Annotated in this window: 3 protein-coding genes; all 3 read right to left on the bottom strand. The window is 71.7% G+C overall.

The annotated features are described in order from the left end of the window. A partial coding sequence (locus tag K8V84_RS13060) for a type I polyketide synthase (protein WP_304074507.1) occupies window positions 1-3,629 on the bottom strand: 3,629 nt, incomplete at its 3' end. Continuing rightward, a complete protein-coding gene (locus K8V84_RS13055) occupies window positions 3,626-8,281 on the bottom strand; it encodes an SDR family NAD(P)-dependent oxidoreductase (protein WP_304074505.1) in 4,656 nt (1,551 codons plus the stop codon). The genes K8V84_RS13060 and K8V84_RS13055, both read right to left, overlap by 4 nt. Further along, entirely contained in the window at window positions 8,278-18,792 is a 10,515-nt protein-coding gene (locus K8V84_RS13050; protein ID WP_304074503.1) for a type I polyketide synthase, read from the bottom strand. Before K8V84_RS13050 ends, K8V84_RS13055 begins: the two co-directional genes overlap by 4 nt. Window positions 18,793-18,816: the final 24 nt, after the last annotated feature.

Here is an 18,816-nt window from a genome sequence, read left to right as displayed (position 1 = left end):
CATCGAGGTCGTCCCCGGTCGACGGTGCTTCGGGTGAGGCGTCGTCCGTAGGCCGCCGCCGGACGAAGCGCGACCTGGTCCTCCCCCGTGCCCCCGAGGACCGCGACCAGACGCGATCCCAGGGTCTCCGTCAGTCCTTGCTCGGGGAGGTCCACCAGCCCTCCCCAGCGGTCCGGCAGCTCCAGGGCCGCCACACGGCCCAGTCCCCACACGGCCGTCTGTTCGGGGTGGGTCACGAATTCCGCACCGCTGACCGCGACGGCTCCCGTGGTGATCATCCACAACGGCGCATCGACCCCCGAGTCGGCGAAACCCTGGATGCAGGAGAACGCGGAGGCGACCGATCTCGGGAGTCCGGGGTGATCCGGATGGTGTCCCGCCTCCAGGGAGAGCAGGGAGACGATCCCCTGGACTCCGCCTTCGGCGGTCTCCTTGAACAGGGTGCGCAGCGCCGAACGATCGGTTCCCTCGGCCGGGATCACGACCTCCTCGACCCGGGCTCCGTGTCCGCGCATCAGATCGGTGACCTCGGCATGGATCGGGTCCGTGTTCCGGTGCTCGTGCACGAGTACGAGCCAGCGCCCCCGCAGGCGGGGGGAGACGGGCTCCGAAAGCGGGTTCCAGGTCTGGTGGTAGCGCCACCGTTCGACGGACGCCCCGGTCCGTCGGCGTTCGTACCACCTGCCGAGCGCCGGCACCGCGTCCAGGAAGGAGGCCTCGGGGTCGATGCCGATCTCCTCGGCCAGGGTTTTGGGGTCGGCCGAACGGACGATGTCCCAAAAGTCCCCACCGACGTCGGCGGGCGCGGCCGCTTCACCGGTGTCCTCGGCCTCCAACCAGTGACGCTGCCGCTGGAAGGCGTAGGTCGGCAGGTCCACCGCGGTTCCGCCGGAACCGGCCAGGACCCGCTCCCAGTCGACCGATTCCCCGTGCGCGTACAGCGACCCGAGCGAGGTCAGGAATCGGTCGGCGCCTCCGTCCTCCTTGCGGAGTGAACCGACGGTGAGGAACTTCCCGGAGGGTGCCTCGTCCTCCAGGGTCTCCGTGATGCCCGGCAGCAGCACGGTGTGCGGGCTCACCTCGACGAACGTGGAGTGACCGGCTTCGACCAGGCCGCGCACGGCGGCGTCCAGCTCCACCGTGCCTCGGAGGTTGCGGTACCAGTAGTCGGCGTCCATGACGTCGTCCCCGACGGGGCGGCCGGTGACCGTGGAGTGCAGGGGAACCCGCGCCGGACGCGGGGACAAACCGGAGAGGTCGGAGAGGATCCCCTCCTTGATCCGCTCGACATGGTGGGAGTGGGAGGCGTAGTCGACCGGGACGCGACGCGTGCGCACACCCCGACCCTCGATCTCCGCGGCGAGTTCGTCCAGGCTGTCCGCGTTACCGGACACCACCACGGAACCGGTGCCGTTGACCGCGGCGACGGAGAGTCCGCTCCAGGAGGAGAGCAGTTCTTCGGCCCGGGCCCGTGGCAGCGCGACGGAGAGCATCCCCCCGTCCCCGGTGATGGTGCGGATGCGCTTGCTGCGCAGCGCCACCACTCGGGCCGCGTCCTCCAATGACAGGACCCCCGCGACACAGGCCGCCGCGATCTCGCCCTGGGAGTGCCCGACCACGGAGGCGGGTGCGACTCCGCACGCCTCCCAGGTCCTGGCCAGGGAGACCATGACGGCGAACAGGGCGGGCTGGATCACATCCACCCGGTCGACGTCCACCCCGCCCGCGTGACCGTCCCGGTCGAACAGCACTTCGTGCACCGGCCAGTCCACCCACGGTCGGAGGGCTCGGGCGCACTCTCGAAGCTCCGCGGCGAAGACCGGGGACTCCTCGGCGAGACGTCCGGCCATTCCGGGCCATTGGGCTCCCTGACCGGGGAAGACGAAGACCGGACCGGCGGTGACGGCGGCGGCCCTACCGTGCACCGCCCCCTCCTGCTCGTCCCCTCGCGCGAGGGCCTCCAACGCCTCGACCAGCTCGGCGCGGTCGGCCCCGACCACCACGGACCGGAGTTCGAAGGGGGTACGCGTGGTCACCAGGGACCAGGCCACGTCGGCCGGGGAGAGGTCCGGTCGCTCCTTCATCGCCTCGGCGAGCCGCTTGGCCTGGCCGCGCAGGGAGCCCTCCGTCCTGGCCGACAGCACCAGGGGAAGGGACGGGTTCCGCCCCAGGACGGCCGGGGTGCTCGGTTCCTCCTCCACGGCGGTCGGCGCGCCCTCCTCGCCGTCGACCTCCGCTGCGGGCGCCTCTTCCAGGACCACGTGGGCGTTGGTTCCGCTGGCACCGAACGCGGAGACCCCCGCGCGTCGGGGGTGGCCGTGAACGGTCCATTCGCGGTTCTCGTGCAGGAGCTCCACCCTGCCCGTCGACCAGTCGATGGCGGGTGAGGGAGGCGAGGCGTTCAACGTCCGGGGCATGGTCCGGTTGCGCAGCGCCATCACCGTCTTGATGACCCCACCGATCCCCGCCGCGGCGGCGCTGTGGCTCAGGTTGGACTTCAGGGACCCCAGCCACAGCGGCTGCCCGTCCTCCTGACGCCCTTGCCCGTAGGTGGACAGCAGCGCATGCGCTTCGATGGGGTCGCCGAGCGTGGTCCCGGTACCGTGCGCCTCGACCAGGTCGACCTCGTCCGCGGTGACCCTGGAGTCGCGCAGTGCCTGCTTGATCACCTGGCGCTGCGCCTCCCCGTTGGGCGCGGTCAGGCCGTTACTGGCCCCGTCCTGGTTCACCGCGCCGCCGAGGACCAGCGCGAGTACGGGGTGGCCGTTGCGGCGGGCGTCGCCGAGCTTCTCCAGCACCACCGTGCCGATGCCCTCACACCAGCCGGTTCCGTTGGCGTCGGCCCCGAAGGACCGGCAGCGGCCGTCGGGGGAGAGCGCCCCCTGGGCGCTGAACTCGATGAACCCCTCCGGGGTGGACATGACCGTGGTGCCGCCGGTGAGCGCCAGGTCGCAGTCGCCCCTTCTCAGGGCGGCGACCGCCGTGTGCAGGGCGACCAGGGACGAGGAGCACATGGTGTCGATCGTGAGGGCGGGCCCCTCCAACCCGAGGGTGTAGGAGACCCGCCCCGCGGTCACCGCCCCGGAGCGACCGATCATCAGGTTTCCGCGCAGCTTCTCCGGGGCGGGACGCACGTCGCTGCCGTAGTCGTGGTCGGTGGCTCCCAGGTAGACGCCGGTTCGACTTCCCCGGAGGCTCTCCGGCACGATCCTCGCCCGTTCCAGGGATTCCCAGCAGGTTTCGAGGAAGAGTCGTTGCTGTGGGTCCATGGACGTGGCCTCACGCGGAGAGATCCCGAAGAACCCGGCGTCGAAGAGCGCCACGTCCTCCAGGAAGCCGCCCTGGTTGCAGTACGTGGTCCCCTCGCGGCTCCCCGAGGGATCGAAGACACCCTCCAGGTCCCACCCCCGGTCGGCGGGGAAGGAGGTCACGACGTCCCTGCCGGACTCGACCACGTCCCAGAGGTCCTCGGGAGACCGGACACCGCCGGGGAATCGGCAGGCCATACCGACGATCGCGATCGGCTCGGACGCGCCTTCCTCCACCTCGCGCAGACGCCGACGGACGGTCCTGAGCTCGGCGGTGGTGAGTTTCAGGTAATCCCGCAACTTGCTCTCGTTGGCAGTCATGCGCTTCCCAGTTCGTTGTCGAGCAACTCGAACATCTCCTCGTCGGTGACGTCTCGCAGTTCGTCGGCGTCACCCGCCGTCTCCTCGGCGGTGTCCGTTCCCTGGCGGTCCCACCTCCAGAGCAGCGAACGCATGCGTTCCACCACCGCGGATCGGACCCGGTCGTCGCCGTCCGCCTCCATCAGGTGTTCCAGCCGTTCCAGTTCGGCAGCGGCCGCGCCCGAGGGATCCGGTGCGAACTGTTCGTAGAGGTGCTCGGCGATGGCGTCCACGGAGGGATGGTCGAAGGCCAGCGTGACCGGCAACCGGAGGCCGGTCATCGCCGCGAGCCGGTTGCGCAGGCCCACCGACGTCACCGAGTCGAAACCGAGGTTCTTGAGCTGACCGGTCCTGACGACGACGTCGGTCCCGTCGTGTCCCAGCACGGCCGCCGCCGCCTCCGCGACCCGTCGGCCCAGTTCCGCCAGGGCCTCCTCGCGTGGGAGCGAGGCCACCGTTCCGGCGAGGTCGTCGTCCTGGGTCCGGTCGCCGTCGACGAGGTCGTTGAGGATCGATGTGGGCTCGACCACGCCGCCGGGGGCTGCGAATCGGCTCCAGTCGATGTCGCCGACGACCGCGATCGGGTCACCCGAACCGACGACCCCGCACATCGCTTCGTAGGCGGCTTCGGAGGACATCGGGTGCGCACCGCGTTCCCCGAACCACCGCTCCGTTCGGGCGTCGACCATTCCCGAGTCGCGCCAGACCGTCCACGCGACGGAGGTGGCGGGCAGACCGAGGGAGTGCCGATGCTCGGCCAGTCCATCGAGGTAGGCGTTGGCCGCCGTGTAGTTCGCCTGTCCGGCGGTGCCGAACAGGGCACCGATCGAGGAGAACATGACGAACGCGGACAGCGGTAGGTCCCGGGTGAGTTCGTGCAGGTGGCGCGCGGAGGTGGCCTTGGCCCGGAGCACGCTTTCCAACTGCCGATGGCCGAGGTCGTCCGCGGTCGCCGGGTCCAGGACTCCGGCGGCGTGGATCACCGCGGTCAGCGGCCGCTCCTCGGGGATGGCCGCGAGGACCGCGTCCAGCGCGTCCCGGTCGGAGGCGTCACAGGCCTCGATGGTGACCCGCGCCCCCAGTTCGGTCAGTTCCTCCCGTAGCCGCGGTGCACCCGGGGAGTCCGTGCCGCGTCGGCCCACGAGGACGAGGTGCTCGGCTCCGCCTTCGGCCAGCGAACGGGCCACCTGAGCGCCCACACCGCCGAGGCCGCCGGTCACGAGCACGGTCCCCTCCGGGCTCCACGGCCTCACCGTGTCCTCGGCGTGGGACGACAGGCGCCGGACGAACGTGCCCGCTCGGCGCACGGCGCACTGCCGCTCCTCGCTCTGGGCCAGGACGGAGACGGCGCGGTCCCACTCTCCGGGCTCCGGCCGATCGGGCAGATCCACCGTCCCGCCCCACGTGTCCGGGCGCTCGGCCCCCAAGGACACCCCCAGGCCCCAGAGCGCGGTCCGAACCGGGTTCGTCTCCTCCCCGGCCACCGAGACGGCTCCGCTGGTGAGGTACCACAGAGGAGCGGTGAGGTCCGCCTCCGCGTGGGCCCGGTGAACGGAGACCGCGGCCTGGACGGGAACCGGGACCTCGCCCTCGTACCCGTCCTTCGTCCCGGGCAGGAAGAGCACACCGCCAATGGGGTGTTCGGCGGCGATCTCGCGTAGCCGCGCGGCGAGTGGTCCGCTCCCCTGTGCGGGATCGAACTCCACCCTCGTCGGTTCCGCTCCGGCCCTCGTCAGCGCGTCGGCCGGCGGATCGGTGTCGGTGTCGTGGCCGGCCACCAGCAGCCACCGGCCCGTGGGAGAACCGGAGAGCGCCGGAACCGCCGTCCATCGCGGCCGGTAGTGCCGGTCGTCGAGGATCCCGCCGAACTCGGAGGTGACGGGACGGCGCGGGGGCATCCAGAACCTGCGCCGCTGGAAGGCGTAGGTCGGGAGCGGGATTCGGTCGGCCCGCGTGACGTCGAAGGCGGCGGACCAGTCCACGTCGGCGCCCGCGGTGTGGGCCCCGGCCAGTGACGACAAGAAGGACCGGTTGCCGTCCTCCCCCCGTTGGAGGGTGCCCAGAACGGCGGCCTCCGGAAGGATCTTCTGCACGGGCAGGGTGAGCACCGGGTGCGGGCTGATCTCGACGAACATCCGGTGGCCGTCACGGTGGGCGGTCTCGACCGCTCCCTCCAGGTTCACCGTGCCGCGCAGGTTGTCGTACCAGTAGCCGGCGTCCATCGTCTCGGTGTCCAGGCGCTCCCCTGTCACCGTGGAGATGATCGGTACTTCGGACACGGTCGGGCCGATGCGGCCGAGCCGCTCCAGCAGGTGTTCGCGCACGCTTTCGACCTGGGGTGAGTGCGAGGCGTAGTCCACCGGCACCATGCGGGCTCGGGCGCCGCGTCCCTCGGCGAGAACGCGCAGCCTTTCGAGGGCCCGGGGGTCTCCGGACACGACGGTGTCCGTGGGGCTGTTCACCGCGGCGAGTGACAGGCCCGTGCCGGCTCGGCCGATCAGGGCTTCTGTGTCCTTCGCGGAAAGCCCCAGGGAGAGCATTCCTCCGTGACCGGACAGGTTCCGCAGGGCCAGGGCCCGGACGGCCACGACACGAGCCGCCTCCCGGAGGGTGAGCGCCCCGGAAACGCACGCCGCGGCGATCTCACCCTGGGAGTGTCCGATCACCGCGGCGGGCTCGACCCCGTAGGCACGCCAGAGCTCCGCCAGTCCGACCATGACGGAGAACAGGGCGGGCTGGACCACGTCGACCCGGTCCTCCATCGCTCGACCGGGGTCCGCGCACAGCACGTCCAGGGGCGAACGCTCCACGAGCCCGGAGAAGGCGTCGGCGCACTCCTCCACCCGTTTACGGAAGACCGGCGACGACTCCATCAGGTCCCTGGCCATACCCGACCACTGCGATCCCTGGCCTGGGAAGACGAAGACCGGGTCCGGCGACTCGTTCGCGGTACCCGTGACGAGGTCGGGCGAGACCGCTCCGGTCTCCAAAGCCTCCAGCCCGAGGAGGAGTTCCTCCTTCCCCCGGCCGACGAGGACGGCGCGGTGTTCATACGAGCTGCGGGTCGTCGCCAGCGAGTAACCGATGTCCCGGACGTCCTCGTCGCCGTGCGCGAAGCGGTCCCGCAACCGGCCCGCCTGCGCCCGCAAGGCCTGGGGGGTGCGGGCGGACAGTACCCAGGGCGTCGGCCCCTGGAACGGACCGACGTCGTCCGTCTCCGGTTCGAGCGCGGGTTCGAGTTCGGGAGCCTCCTCCAGGATCACGTGTGCGTTGGTCCCACTGACCCCGAACGCGGAGACGCCCGCGCGGCGTGGTCGTTCCCCCCGCCGCCACTCGACCGGCTCGGTGAGCAGGTCGACCCCGCTCCCCTCCCACTCCACCTCGGAGGTGGGGGCGTCGATGTGCAGGGATCGGGGCAGGCGGCCCCGATCCAGGGCGAGCAGCATCTTGATCACGCCCGCCGCCCCTGCCGCGGCCTGCGTGTGTCCGATGTTGGACTTGACCGATCCGAGCAGCAGCGGGTTCCCCGCCTCGCGTGCGCGCCCATAGGTCTCGATGAGCGCGTTGGCCTCGATGGGATCCCCGAGGACCGTTCCCGTGCCGTGGCCTTCGACGGCGTCGACGTCCTCGGGCGCCAACCCGGCGTCGGCGAGAGCCGCCCGTATGACCCGCTGTTGTGAGCGTCCGCTCGGGGCGGTGAGGCCGTTGCTCGCTCCGTCCTGGTTGACCGCGGTCCCCTTCAGGATTCCGAGGACGGGGTGCCCGGCGGCGACGGCGTCGGACAACCGCTCCAGGAGCACCAGGCCGCCTCCCTCCGACCAACCGGTTCCGTCCGCTCCCGCGGCGAAGGACCTGCATCGGCCGTCGGGGGAGAGTCCGCGCTGCCTGCTGAACTCGACGAAGACACCGGGGGTCGACATCACGGCGGCGCCCCCGGCCAGCGCCATGGAGCACTCGCCCGAGCGCAGTGACCGCGCGGCGAGGTGCATCGCGACCAGCGCTGAGGAACATCCGGTGTCCAGGGTGACCGCCGGTCCTTCCAGACCGAAGGTGTAGCTGACGCGTCCGGAGAGAACGCTGGTCACGTTGCCGGTGAGCAGGTGCCCGGCGAGCTCCTCGGGGGTGTCGACGAGGTCTCCCTCGTAGTGGAAGGAGCATCCCCCGACGAACACTCCGGTGTCGGTTCCCCGAAGCGACGAGGGGGCCACCCCGGCGCGCTCGAACGTCTCCCACGCCAGTTCGAGAAGAAGGCGCTGTTGGGGGTCCATCGCCGTGGCTTCACGCGGCGAGATCCCGAAGGCCTCGGGGTCGAACTCGGCCGCGCCGCGGAGGAAACCTCCGCGGTCGGTGTAGGTCCGGCCGTGTTCCTCGGGGTCACCGGAGTGGATGTCGGTGGGCCAGCCCCGGTCGGTGGGGAACCCCGAGATCGCGTCGGATCCCGTGGACAGCAGCTCCCAGAAGTCCTCCGGTGAGTCGACCTCGCCCGGCAGACGGCAGCCGGCGGACACGACCGCGATCGGCTCGTCCGATGGCATCTGCTGTAGGCGTTGTCGGGCCTTGTGCAGCTCGCCGGTGACCTTCTTGAGGTAGGCGAGCAGTCTCTCGTCGCTCATGGTGCCCCAAGCTCCTTGTCGATGAAATCGAACAGGTCGTCCGCGTTCGAGGACTCGATGTACCGGTCGATGGACGGTTCGGAGTCCGCTTCGTTCACCGAGCCCGCTTCGTCGGGGACGCGGTCGTTCGGGCCCTCGCCGAGTCGGTCGGCCAGGTACTCCGCCAGAGCCCGCGGATCGGGGTGGTCGAAGATCGTGGCGGCGCTCACCCGCAGACCCGTCCGCGCCCTGAGCCTGGTCCGGAGCTCGACCACCATGAGGGAGTCGAACCCGGCCTCCTGGAAGGCACGGGACGGAGTCACGGCGTCCGGGGAGGGATGGCCGAGAATGCGCGCGGTCTCTTCCCGCACCAGGGTCAGCAGAACGCGTCGGCGTTCGGAGGACGACAGTGTCCTCACCCGTTCGGCGAAACCGCCGTGCTCCTGCGACCCGGCCCCGGCGTCGATCCGGTCCACCTCACCCGGCCCCTCCGCGTAGCCGAGTTCGTCGAGCAGGGGTCGTGTGCGCTCAGCGGTGTATCCGACCGAGAGGCGTTCCCAGTCGACGTCGGCGACGACCACGCACGGGTCCGTTCCCGTGACCGCGTGGGCGAGCGCGCCGAGAGCCGTCTCGGGGTCCATCGGGCGTAGTCCCCGACGGGTCAGGTGCTCGTCGACGCCGTCGATCTGCGCCATGCCCCCGCCGCCCCAGGGCCCCCAGGCGACGGAGGTCGCTCTCAGGCCCCGGCTCCGCCGGTTCTGCGCCAACCCGTCCAGGTAGGCGTTGGCCGCGGCGTAGGCACCCTGGGAACCACTGCCCCAGACCGCCGCGACGGAGGAGAAGAGGACGAAGGCGTCGAGGTCGCGGTCTCCGAGGACGCGATCCAGGTTGCGCGCGCCGAGCACCTTGCCCGACGCGCACTCGGCCACCTCGTCCAGGCTCGTACCCGCCAGGGGTGCGAACCGGACGACGCCCGCACCGTGCAGGACCGACCGCACCGGACCGCTCCCGGACTCCACGTCCTTGACGGCCGCGGCGAGGGCGGCCTGGTCCGCGACATCGCACGCCAGAGCGGTCACCCGCACCCCGAGCGCACGGACGTCGTCCACCCCGTCGGGTTCTCCGCCTCCTCTGCTCAACAGGACGATGTGCTCGGCGCCGCGCTCGCCCAGCCATCGGGCCAGGTGCGCCGCGATCCCACCACTGCCGCCGGTGACCAGGGCGGTGCCGCCGGTGCGCCATTCCGCGGAGTTGCGCACAGGGGCCCGAACGACGCGGGGGACGGTCACCGAGCCCGATCGGACGGCGGCCTGGTCTTCGGTGTCCGTCCTGCTCAGAATGTCGACGAAGGCCTCGGCCGAGCGGTCGTCCACGTGTGTCGGAAGGTCCACCAGTCCGCCGAGGCGATCCGGGTGTTCAAGTCCCAGGGAACGCCCCATCCCCCAGATCGCCGACTGTGCCGGCCGTACCGGGCCGTCGTCGGGACGCACCGCGACGGCGTCACGGGTGACCATCCACAGCGGCACACCGGTGAGCGTGTCCTCCAGCGCCTGGAGCAGGTGGATGTTGGCGGCCAATCCGGCGGCGATCCCGGGTGCTTCCGCGTGGGGACGTTCGTCCCGGCCCAGGAGGGAGACGACACCGGAGACCGCCGGAAGGTCGTCCCCGGCGTGCCGGCGCACCGCCCCACGGAGCGACGTCCGGGAGCAGTCGACCGTGTCGACCCCGACCTCGACGACCTCGGCGCCGCGTGCACGCAGGGCCCCGGCCAGTACGTCGGCATCGGAGGGTCCCCGCCCGTCCGGGGTGAACAGCAGCCACCTGTCGGCCAGGGCGCCCCGGGATCGGCCCGCGGGCCGCCAGGCGAGGCGGTAGCCCGGCCCCGTGTCCGACGGGACGCTCCGACCCTTCCGGTACCACCGGGCGAGGGCGGGGAGTACTCCGTCGAACGTCACGTCGGCGTCCAACCCGAGGAGGCTTCTGATCCCCTCGGGGTCCCCGTTCTCCACCGCGCTCCAGAACTCGCGCTCTCCAGGGTCCGCCGGGGTTTCCCGGACCCGGTCCTCCAGCCAGTAGCGCCGGCGCTGGAACGGGTAGGTCGGGAGCTCGACCAGGTGTCCTCCCCGACTCCACGCGGACCAGTCGATCGGCTCCCCCTGGGCGTACAAGAGGGCCAGCGCGGAGGCGAACGCCTCCGTCTCCGGAACGCTGCTCCGTTGGGCGGGCACGGCGACGACGTCCTCCTCCCGCCCCTCTCTCACGGCGGCGGTCAGGATCCCCGCGGGACCCACCTCCAGGAAACGGCGCACGCCGGAGGCGAGCAGTTCCCCGATGCCGTCGTGGAAGAGCACGGCCTGCCGGGCGTGGGCCACCCAGTACTCGGGCTCGGTCAGCTCACTGTGCGCCCAGGCCCCGGTGACGTTCGAGACCACGGGGACCGTCGGTTCCCGGTAGTCGATCCGCTCGGCGACCGCCCTGAACTCGTCCAGGACGGGTTCGACCAGGGGCGAATGGAAGGCGTGACTGACCGTCAACCGCTTCGACCTGCCCGGAAGCACCGCCACGACCTCGTCCACCGCGTCCACGGCGCCCGAGACCACGCAGGATTCGGGACCGTTGACCGCGGCCAGGGACACCGCCCCTCCGTGTTCCTCGATCGCGGCGAGCACCTGTTCCCGGGGCGCGCTCACCGCGACCATCGCGCCGCCCTCGGGCAACCGCTGCATGAGACGTCCCCGGGCGACCACCAGCGCGCACGCGTCACGGAGCGACCAGACACCCGCGACGTGGGCCGCCGCCAACTCTCCGATCGAGTGCCCGATCAGCGCCTTGGGCTTCAGGCCCATACCGGTCAGCAGCCGGTAGAGGGCCACTTCGAACGCGAAGAGGGCCGGTTGGGCGAACTCGGTGCGGTTCAACGTCTCCGGGTCCGCGTGCTCCGCCTCGGCGAACACGATCTCGCGAAGCGAACGTCCCAGAAGGGGGTCGCACTCGGCACAGACGGCGTCGAACGCCTCGGCGAACGCGGGGAACCTCGCGTGCAGTCGCCTGCCCATACCCGCGCGCTGGGCCCCCTGTCCCGTGAAGAGGAAGGCGGTTCCGCCCGCGTCCCCCTTGCCCGACGACGGTTCGTCCCCCTCCGCGATCTCGCGCAATGCGGCCAGCAGGGCGTCGCGATCGTCACCGACGGCGACCGCCCGGTGTTCGAAATCGCTCCGGCCGACCGCCAGGGTGTGACCCACGTCCGCCGCGTCCAGGCCGGGACGAGCGGCCACGTGGGCGTGCAGCGACGCGGCCTGGGCGCGCAGGGCCGCGGTGGAGCGCGCCGAGATCGGCCACGCGAACGGTGGCTCCTGCTCCCCGTGGCCTTCGGAGGCTTCGGGTCCCTCGACCTCGGTCGGGGGCGGCGGCTCCTCGATGATCACGTGGGCGTTGGTACCGCTGATACCGAAGGCCGAGACACCCGCGCGCCGGGGTCCGCCGTCCTCACGGCGGGTCCAGGGCGTGGAGGAGTCCAGCAGACGCACGGCCCCCGTGTCCCAGTCCACGTGCTCGGAGGGGTTCTCACAGTGCAGGTTGGGGGGCAGTTCCTCGTGGCGCATCGCCATGAGCGCCTTGATGACCCCCGCCGCCCCGGCGGCGGCCTGGGTGTGGCCGAAGTTGCTCTTCATGGCGCCGACCAGGACCGGCTTCTCCGGAGGGCGGTCCTGCCCGTAGGTCTCCAGGAGCGCCTGTGCCTCGATGGGGTCACCGAGCACGGTGCCCGTACCGTGCGACTCGACGAAATCGACGTCGGCCGACCTCAGTCCCGCCTCGTCCAGGGCCCGCCGGATCACGCGCTGCTGCGCGGGCCCGTTGGGCGCGGTCAGGCCGTTGCTCGCGCCGTCCTGGTTGACCGCGCTGGACCTGAGCAGCCCCAGCACCTGGTGCCCCTTGCGGCGGGCGTCGGACAACCGTTCCAGCACGACCAGGGCGGCCCCCTCGGACCAGCCGGTGCCGTCCGCGGCCGACGAGAAGGTCTTGCACCTGCCGTCCGGAGCCAGTCCGCGCTGCCTGCTGAACTCGACGAACAGGAGCGGGCGGGACATCACGGTGACGCCTCCGGCCAGAGCGAGCGAGCACTCGCCCCTACGGAGCGACTGGGCCGCCAAGTGCATCGCCACCAGGGAGGAGGAGCACGCCGTGTCGATGGTGACCGCCGGGCCCTCCGCCCCGAGGGAGTAGGCGACCCGGCCGGAGACCACGCTCTGCGACCGCCCGGTCAACAGGTAACCCTCGACCTCCTCCGGGACCTGCCTGCCGTCCGCGGCGTAGTCCTGCATGTTGGTCCCCACGAAGACCCCGACCGGTTCGTCCTTCAGGGCGCTCCGCGGGATGCCCGCGCGTTCCACCGCCTCCCAGGAGACCTCCAGCAGCATGCGCTGTTGGGGGTCCATGGCCAGTGCCTCCCGTGGGGAGACACCGAAGAACTCGGCGTCGAAGTCCGGTGCGTCGTAGACGAACCCGCCCGATCGAACTCGGGACTTGCCCCTGTGGTCGGGGTCCGGGTCGTAGAGGTCCGTCGGCCAGCCGCGGTCGGCCGGGAAGTCCGAGATCGTGTCCTCTCCGTCCCGGAGTACGTTCCAGAGGTCCTCTGGTCCGCGCACCCCACCGGGGAGGCGGCAGCCGACGGCCACCACGGCGATGGGATCGTCCTGGTCGACCGGGAGCACGGAGCGTGCTTCGGCCCGGGTGTCCCCGACCTGGTCCCCGAACAGGCGGGTCGCCAGGTCCCGGGCCACCTCCCTCGGGGTGGGCCGGTCGAAGAGGAGCGTGGTCGGCGTACGCAGCCCCGTCGCCTTGTTCAGACGGTTGCGCAGTTCGACCGACATCAGGGAGTCGAAGCCGATCTCCTTGAAGGCCCCGTCGGCGTCGATCGCCCCCGGTTCCGGTGCGGCGACCACGACGGCGGCGTGTTCACGGACCAGGTCGAGGAGCGCGTCCTCACGCTCGTCCGCCGGCATTCGCGACAGGCGTTCGGTCAACGGGTCCGGATCCGCGCCGGCTCCGACGGAGGCGGCGGCACGGCGCCCGACCAGGGAGCGGAACAGCGAAGGGAGCGTCCCCTCCCCCGCGAGTGCTCCCAGGGCGCCCGAATCGAGGCGTACCGGGAGGGCGTGGGCCGCGCCGGTTCCCACGGCGGAGTCGAAGAGGGCGAGTGCCTCCTCAGTGGCCAGCGGCAGCATCCCGGAGCGGGCCATCCGCGCGAGGTCCGCTTCGGAGAGGTGGCCGCTCATCCCGCTGCGCTGGTCCCAGTACCCCCAGCCCAACGAGGTCGCCGGCAGGCCCAGGGACCTGCGGTGGGCGGCCAGGCCGTCGAGGAAGGCGTTCGCCGCGGCGTAGTTGGCCTGGCCCGGACCGCCCAGGACGGCCATGACCGAGGAGTAGAGCACGAACAGGGAGATCGGGTGGTCAGCGGTCAACTCGTGCAGGTTGACCGCCGCGTCCGTCTTCGGCCGCAGGACACGTTCCAACCGCTCCGAGGTCAAGGAGGTGAAGACCGCGTCGTCGAGGATCCCCGCGGCGTGGACGACCCCCGTGAGCGGCGCGTCCTCGGGGACCGAGGCCAACGCCTCGGACAGCCGGTCCCGGTCCGCCGCGTCACAGGCCTCCCAACGCACCTGCGCGCCGGCCCGCGTCAACTCCTCGGTCAGGTCGGCGGCGCCCGGGGCGTCGGCCCCGCGCCGGCTCAACAGCAGCAGGCTCCGCACCCCGTGGGTGTGCACCAGGTGTCGGCAGACCAGTCGCCCCAGGGTGCCCGAAGCACCCGTGACCAGTACCGTGCCCTCGGTCCGCGGCACCGTCTCGGAGGCCGCGGCCATCGGTTCCAGCCGTGGCACCAGCACGGCCCCCCGACGGAGGGCGAACTCGGGCTCGCCCGAGCCCAGGGCCGCGCCGAGGGCGGCCTCCGACTCGGGAGAGTCGTCGATGTCCACGAGCAGCAGGCGCCCGGGGTGCTCGGCCTGTGCCGAGCGGACGAGTCCCCTGACCGCCGAGCCGACGGGGTCGACCGGGTCGCCCTCCCCGGTCGGCACGGCCCCCCGGGTGACGACCGCGATCAGACGGTCCTGCGCCAGCCCTTCCCGAAGGGCCCCCAGGACCTCCGCCAGGACCGCATGCGTCGCTGAGGCCATGTCGGAAGGGGCCTCGACCGGGGCCGGGCGCAGGAGTTCGGGTTGCTCCGCGACCGGAGCGGCGGCGGTGACGGAACGGGGCGTCCAGGCGACGCGGTAGAGCTGTTCGGGGGCCGTCTCGGCGAGCGGTCGGCTCCACTCGGGCGAGGGTTCTTCGAGCCGGACCTCCTCCACGGTGAGAACGGGGTCGCCCTGGGAATCGACGGCGAGGACACGGAACCGGTTCGGTCCGGTCTCGGTCAGGCGCAGGGTCAGACGTTGCGCGGCGACGGCGTGGACCTCCACACCCCGCCATACCGTGGCGACCGTTCCGGCACCGTCGGAGTGGGCGGCCCGCAGCCCGGCCGTGAGCAGCGCCGGGTGGAGGGTGTACCCCCCGGACACGTCCACCGACTCACCGGCGCGGTCCAGGGAGCACTCGGCGTAGACGTCGTGACCGTCCCGACGTACATGCGCCAACGTGCGCAACGCGGGGCCCAACCCGAGTCCACGGCGGGCGAGCGCCGTGTACAGGTTCTCGGGGTCGACCGGGGAGCCGCTGGGGCGTATGAGGTGTTTCGGGGCCGCGGGCTCACCCGCGCCGAGTACGCCCCGAGCGTTCAGCGTCCAGTCGCGTCCGTGCGATTCGGGCCTGGAGAAGGCGCGCAGAACCCTGCGCCCCTCCTCATCCGGGGGTTCGACGACGACCCGGAGCGCCGTACCGCCGCTCTCGGGCACCACCAGCGGGCTTTCCAGGGACAGCTCGTCGATGACGTCACGGTTCACCTCGCCGGCCGCGTACATGGCCAGCTCCAGGAAGAACTCGGGGGGCGCGACCGCGGTCTCCCCGATCCGGTGGTCGGTGAGCCATGGCAGGTCCTGTGGGCTCAGGCGTCCGAGGAACATGTGTCCCCCGGAATCCGGAAGCTCCGTGGACGCGCTGATCACGGGGTGGTTCCGCCGGTCCAGTCCGACCGCGGCGACATCCGCGCTCCCTCGGGCCCTGGCGAGCCAGAGCCTCCTGCGTTGGAAGGGGTACGTGGGAAGGTCCACCGGGGGCCTGTCCCCCAGGACGCGCTCCCAGTCGAGGGCGACCCCGTTCGCGTGCGCTTCTCCCATGGCCCGCAGGAAGCGGTCGTCGCCGCCCTTGTTGCGGGCGAGTGTGGACAGCGGGACGGCCGGGCGGCCGTGCTCCTCGAAGGTCTCCCTCAGAGCGGAAGCGAGCACCGGGTGCGGAGCGGATTCCAGGAAGGCCTCGTGGCCCGCGTCGAGGAGCGCCGTGACCGCGTCGTGGAAGCGCACGGGCTCCCGAAGGTTGCGGTACCAGTAGACGGTGTCGAGCTCTTCGGTCGAGAGCGCACCGCCGGTGACGGTCGAGTAGAAGGGGATGCGGGAGGCCCGAGGTCGTACCGGTTCCAGGTCTGCGAGCATCTGTTCACGCAGCACCTCGACCTGCGGGGAGTGCCCCGCGACGTTGACCTCTGGGATCCTGCGCGCCGAGTGGCCCTCGGCGGTGAGGGCGGCCAGCAGCTCCTCGATCGACCCGGGGTCTCCGGAGACCCCGGTCGACGCCGGACCGTTCACGGCGGCCACGGCCAGGGCCTCGCCCCAGGGCAGGATCCTCTCCCCCACCTCGTCCGCGGGGAGATGGACGGACAGCATCGCCCCGGCCCCGTCGAGTCGGGACCAGGCCCGACTGCGCAGGGCCGCGATCCTGGCGGCGTCCGAAAGCGACAGCGCACCCGCGACGTAGGCGGCGGCCACCTCGCCCTGGGAGTGCCCGACGACCGCGGCGGGCTCGACCCCGTACTCACGCCAGATGGCGGCCAGCGAGACCATCATGGCGAACAGCGCGGGCTGGACCACGTCCACCCGGGTCAGGGAGGGGGCACCAGGTCGTCCGAGCAGCACGTCCACGACGTCCCAGTCCAGGAACTCGCCCAGGGCGTCGGAACAGGCGCGGAGTTCCTCGGCGAAGGCCGGTCGGGTCTGCCAAAGGCCCCGTGCCATGCCCTCCCACTGCGAACCCTGGCCGGGAAAGACGAAGACGGGACGCCTCGCCCGACCGGGGGCCGTGCCTCGGACCAGGTCCACGTGCTCGCCACCGCTCTCCAGCGCGGCGAGCCCTTCGTCCAGGCTTCGACCTTCGGACGCGAACACCACGGCCCGGTGCGAGAAGGCGCTACGGGACGTCGCCAGAGTGGCACCGAGGTCGACGACCTCGGGGGGCTCCTCCGCGATCCGCGCACGGAGCCTCCCGGCCATCGCACGCAACGCCCCCTCGCTCCTGGCCGCCAGGGTGACGGGCACCGTCTCCGGTCCGGGGGTCGTGGACCCCTCCGAGCCGTCGGCCCACTCCGGGGCCTCCTCCAGTACGGCGTGTGCGTTGGTACCGCTGATACCGAACGAGGAGACCGCGGCCCTGCGCGGTCCGTCCGTGCCGGCCCAGGGCCGGGCCTCCTCGAGCAGGCGCAGCCGTGACCGGCTCCATTCCACATGCGGTGTGGGCTCTTCCAGGTGCAGTGTCCTCGGCAGCAGTCCCCCACGCATGGCCATGACCATCTTGATCACGCCGCCCACACCGGCCGCCGCCTGTGTGTGGCCGATGTTGGACTTCAACGACCCCAACCACAGCGGAGAGTCCTCGGACCCGTCTCCGTAGGCGTCGGTGAGGGCGTTCGCCTCCACGGGGTCTCCGAGCACCGTCCCGGTGCCGTGTGCCTCCACCGCCTGGACGTCCGCGGGGGTCAGGTCCGCGTCGGCGAGGGCACGCCGGATCACCTGGCTCTGTGCTCGGCCGTTGGGCGCGGTGAGCCCGTTACTGGCGCCGTCCTGGTTGATCGCCGTCCCTCGGATGACGGCCAGCACCTTGTGCCCGTGCCTTCGAGCGTCGGACAGACGTTCCAGGAGGAGCATGCCGGCTCCCTCGCCCCACCCGGTGCCGTCGGCGTCCGAGGAGAAGGGACGGCACCTGCCGCTGGGGGAGAGACCCCCTTGACGCGTGAACTCGCTGAAGATCCCCGGGTCGGACATGACGGTGGCCCCACCGGCGAGCGCCCGATCACACTCGCCCGCGCGCAGCGCGCGTACCGCGAGGTGGATGGCCACGAGGGAGGAGGAGCACGCCGTGTCGACCGACAGCGTGGGGCCCTGGAGACCCAACGTGTAGGCGATCCGGCCCGAGGCCACGCTGGTGGTGGTTCCGGTGAGCAGGTACCCGGCGACGTCCTCCGTGGTCGTCGTCTCCTCGGGACCGTACTTTTGCGGCATGGCTCCGACGAAGACACCGGTGTCGCCGCCGCGGAGGGAGTCCGGGACGATACCGGCCCTTTCGAGGGCCTCCCACGAGGTTTCCAGCAACAACCGCTGCTGGGGCTCCATCGACGCCGCCTCTCGGGCGGATATGCCGAAGAACTCGGGGTCGAAGTCGGTGGCCTCGTGCAGGAAGCCGCCCTGACGGGTGGCACTGGTACCGGCGTCCCTTCCCTGCGACGCGAAGAGTGCGGACAGATCCCATCCGCGGTCGGTGGGGAAGTCCCCGACCACGTCGCGTCCTTCTCGGACGATCTCCCAGAGTCGTTCGGGGGTGTCGGCCCCGCCGGGGAACCGACAGGCCATGGAGACGATCGCGATGGGTTCGGACGGGTCCGCGGCGCCGACGCCCTGTTCCGCGTCTCCACGGTCCGTCTCCAGGTACGCGGCCACCGCCTCCGGGGTGGGGTGGTCGTAGACCAGGGAAGCGGGGAGTCGCGCCCCGACCTCACCGGCGAGCCCGTCACGGAACTCCACGGCGGTGAGCGAGCTCATCCCCAGGTCCTGGAAGGACGTCCGGGGATCGATGTCACCAGGGTGTTCGTAACCCAACAACGCCGCCACGTGCGTCAGGACGAGCGGTAGTGGGTCGAGCGCGGGCGCTCGGGTGTCGGTGTCGGCACCGGTGTCGGTGTCGGCTTCGAGGGGCTCGGGTGCCGGGATCTCGGAGGGGGCGGGAGACTCCCGACCCGGGCCCGTGACCGGCTCGGGCAACGGATACCGACGGCGCTGGAAGGCGTAGTGGGGCAGCGACACCCGATGTCCACCATCGAAGAAGCCGTCCCAGTCGACCTGGTCGCCGTCGACGTGCAACCCGGCGAGGGCGGCGACCGCGGTGACCGTCTCCTCACGGTCACGGCGGAGACCGGGCAGGAAGACCGCGTCGGAGGTGTACGACTCCTTCGCGCCGACGGTGAGCACGCCGTCCGGGCCCAACTCCAGGCACCGGACCACCCCCGCCTGTTCCAGAGCTCGTACGCCGTCCAGGAAACGGACCGGCTTCCTGGCGTGCCCGACCCAGTACTCGGGGTCGCTCAGCAGTCCCGGACCGGCGAGGCCACCGGTCACGTTGGAGACGACCGGGATCAGGGG

The sequence above is a fragment of the Nocardiopsis listeri genome, from assembly GCF_020741345.1.
Lineage (GTDB): Bacteria > Actinomycetota > Actinomycetes > Streptosporangiales > Streptosporangiaceae > Nocardiopsis > Nocardiopsis listeri_A.
Note: the sequence above shows the minus strand (reverse complement) of the source record. Positions and strands in the feature narration are given on the sequence as shown.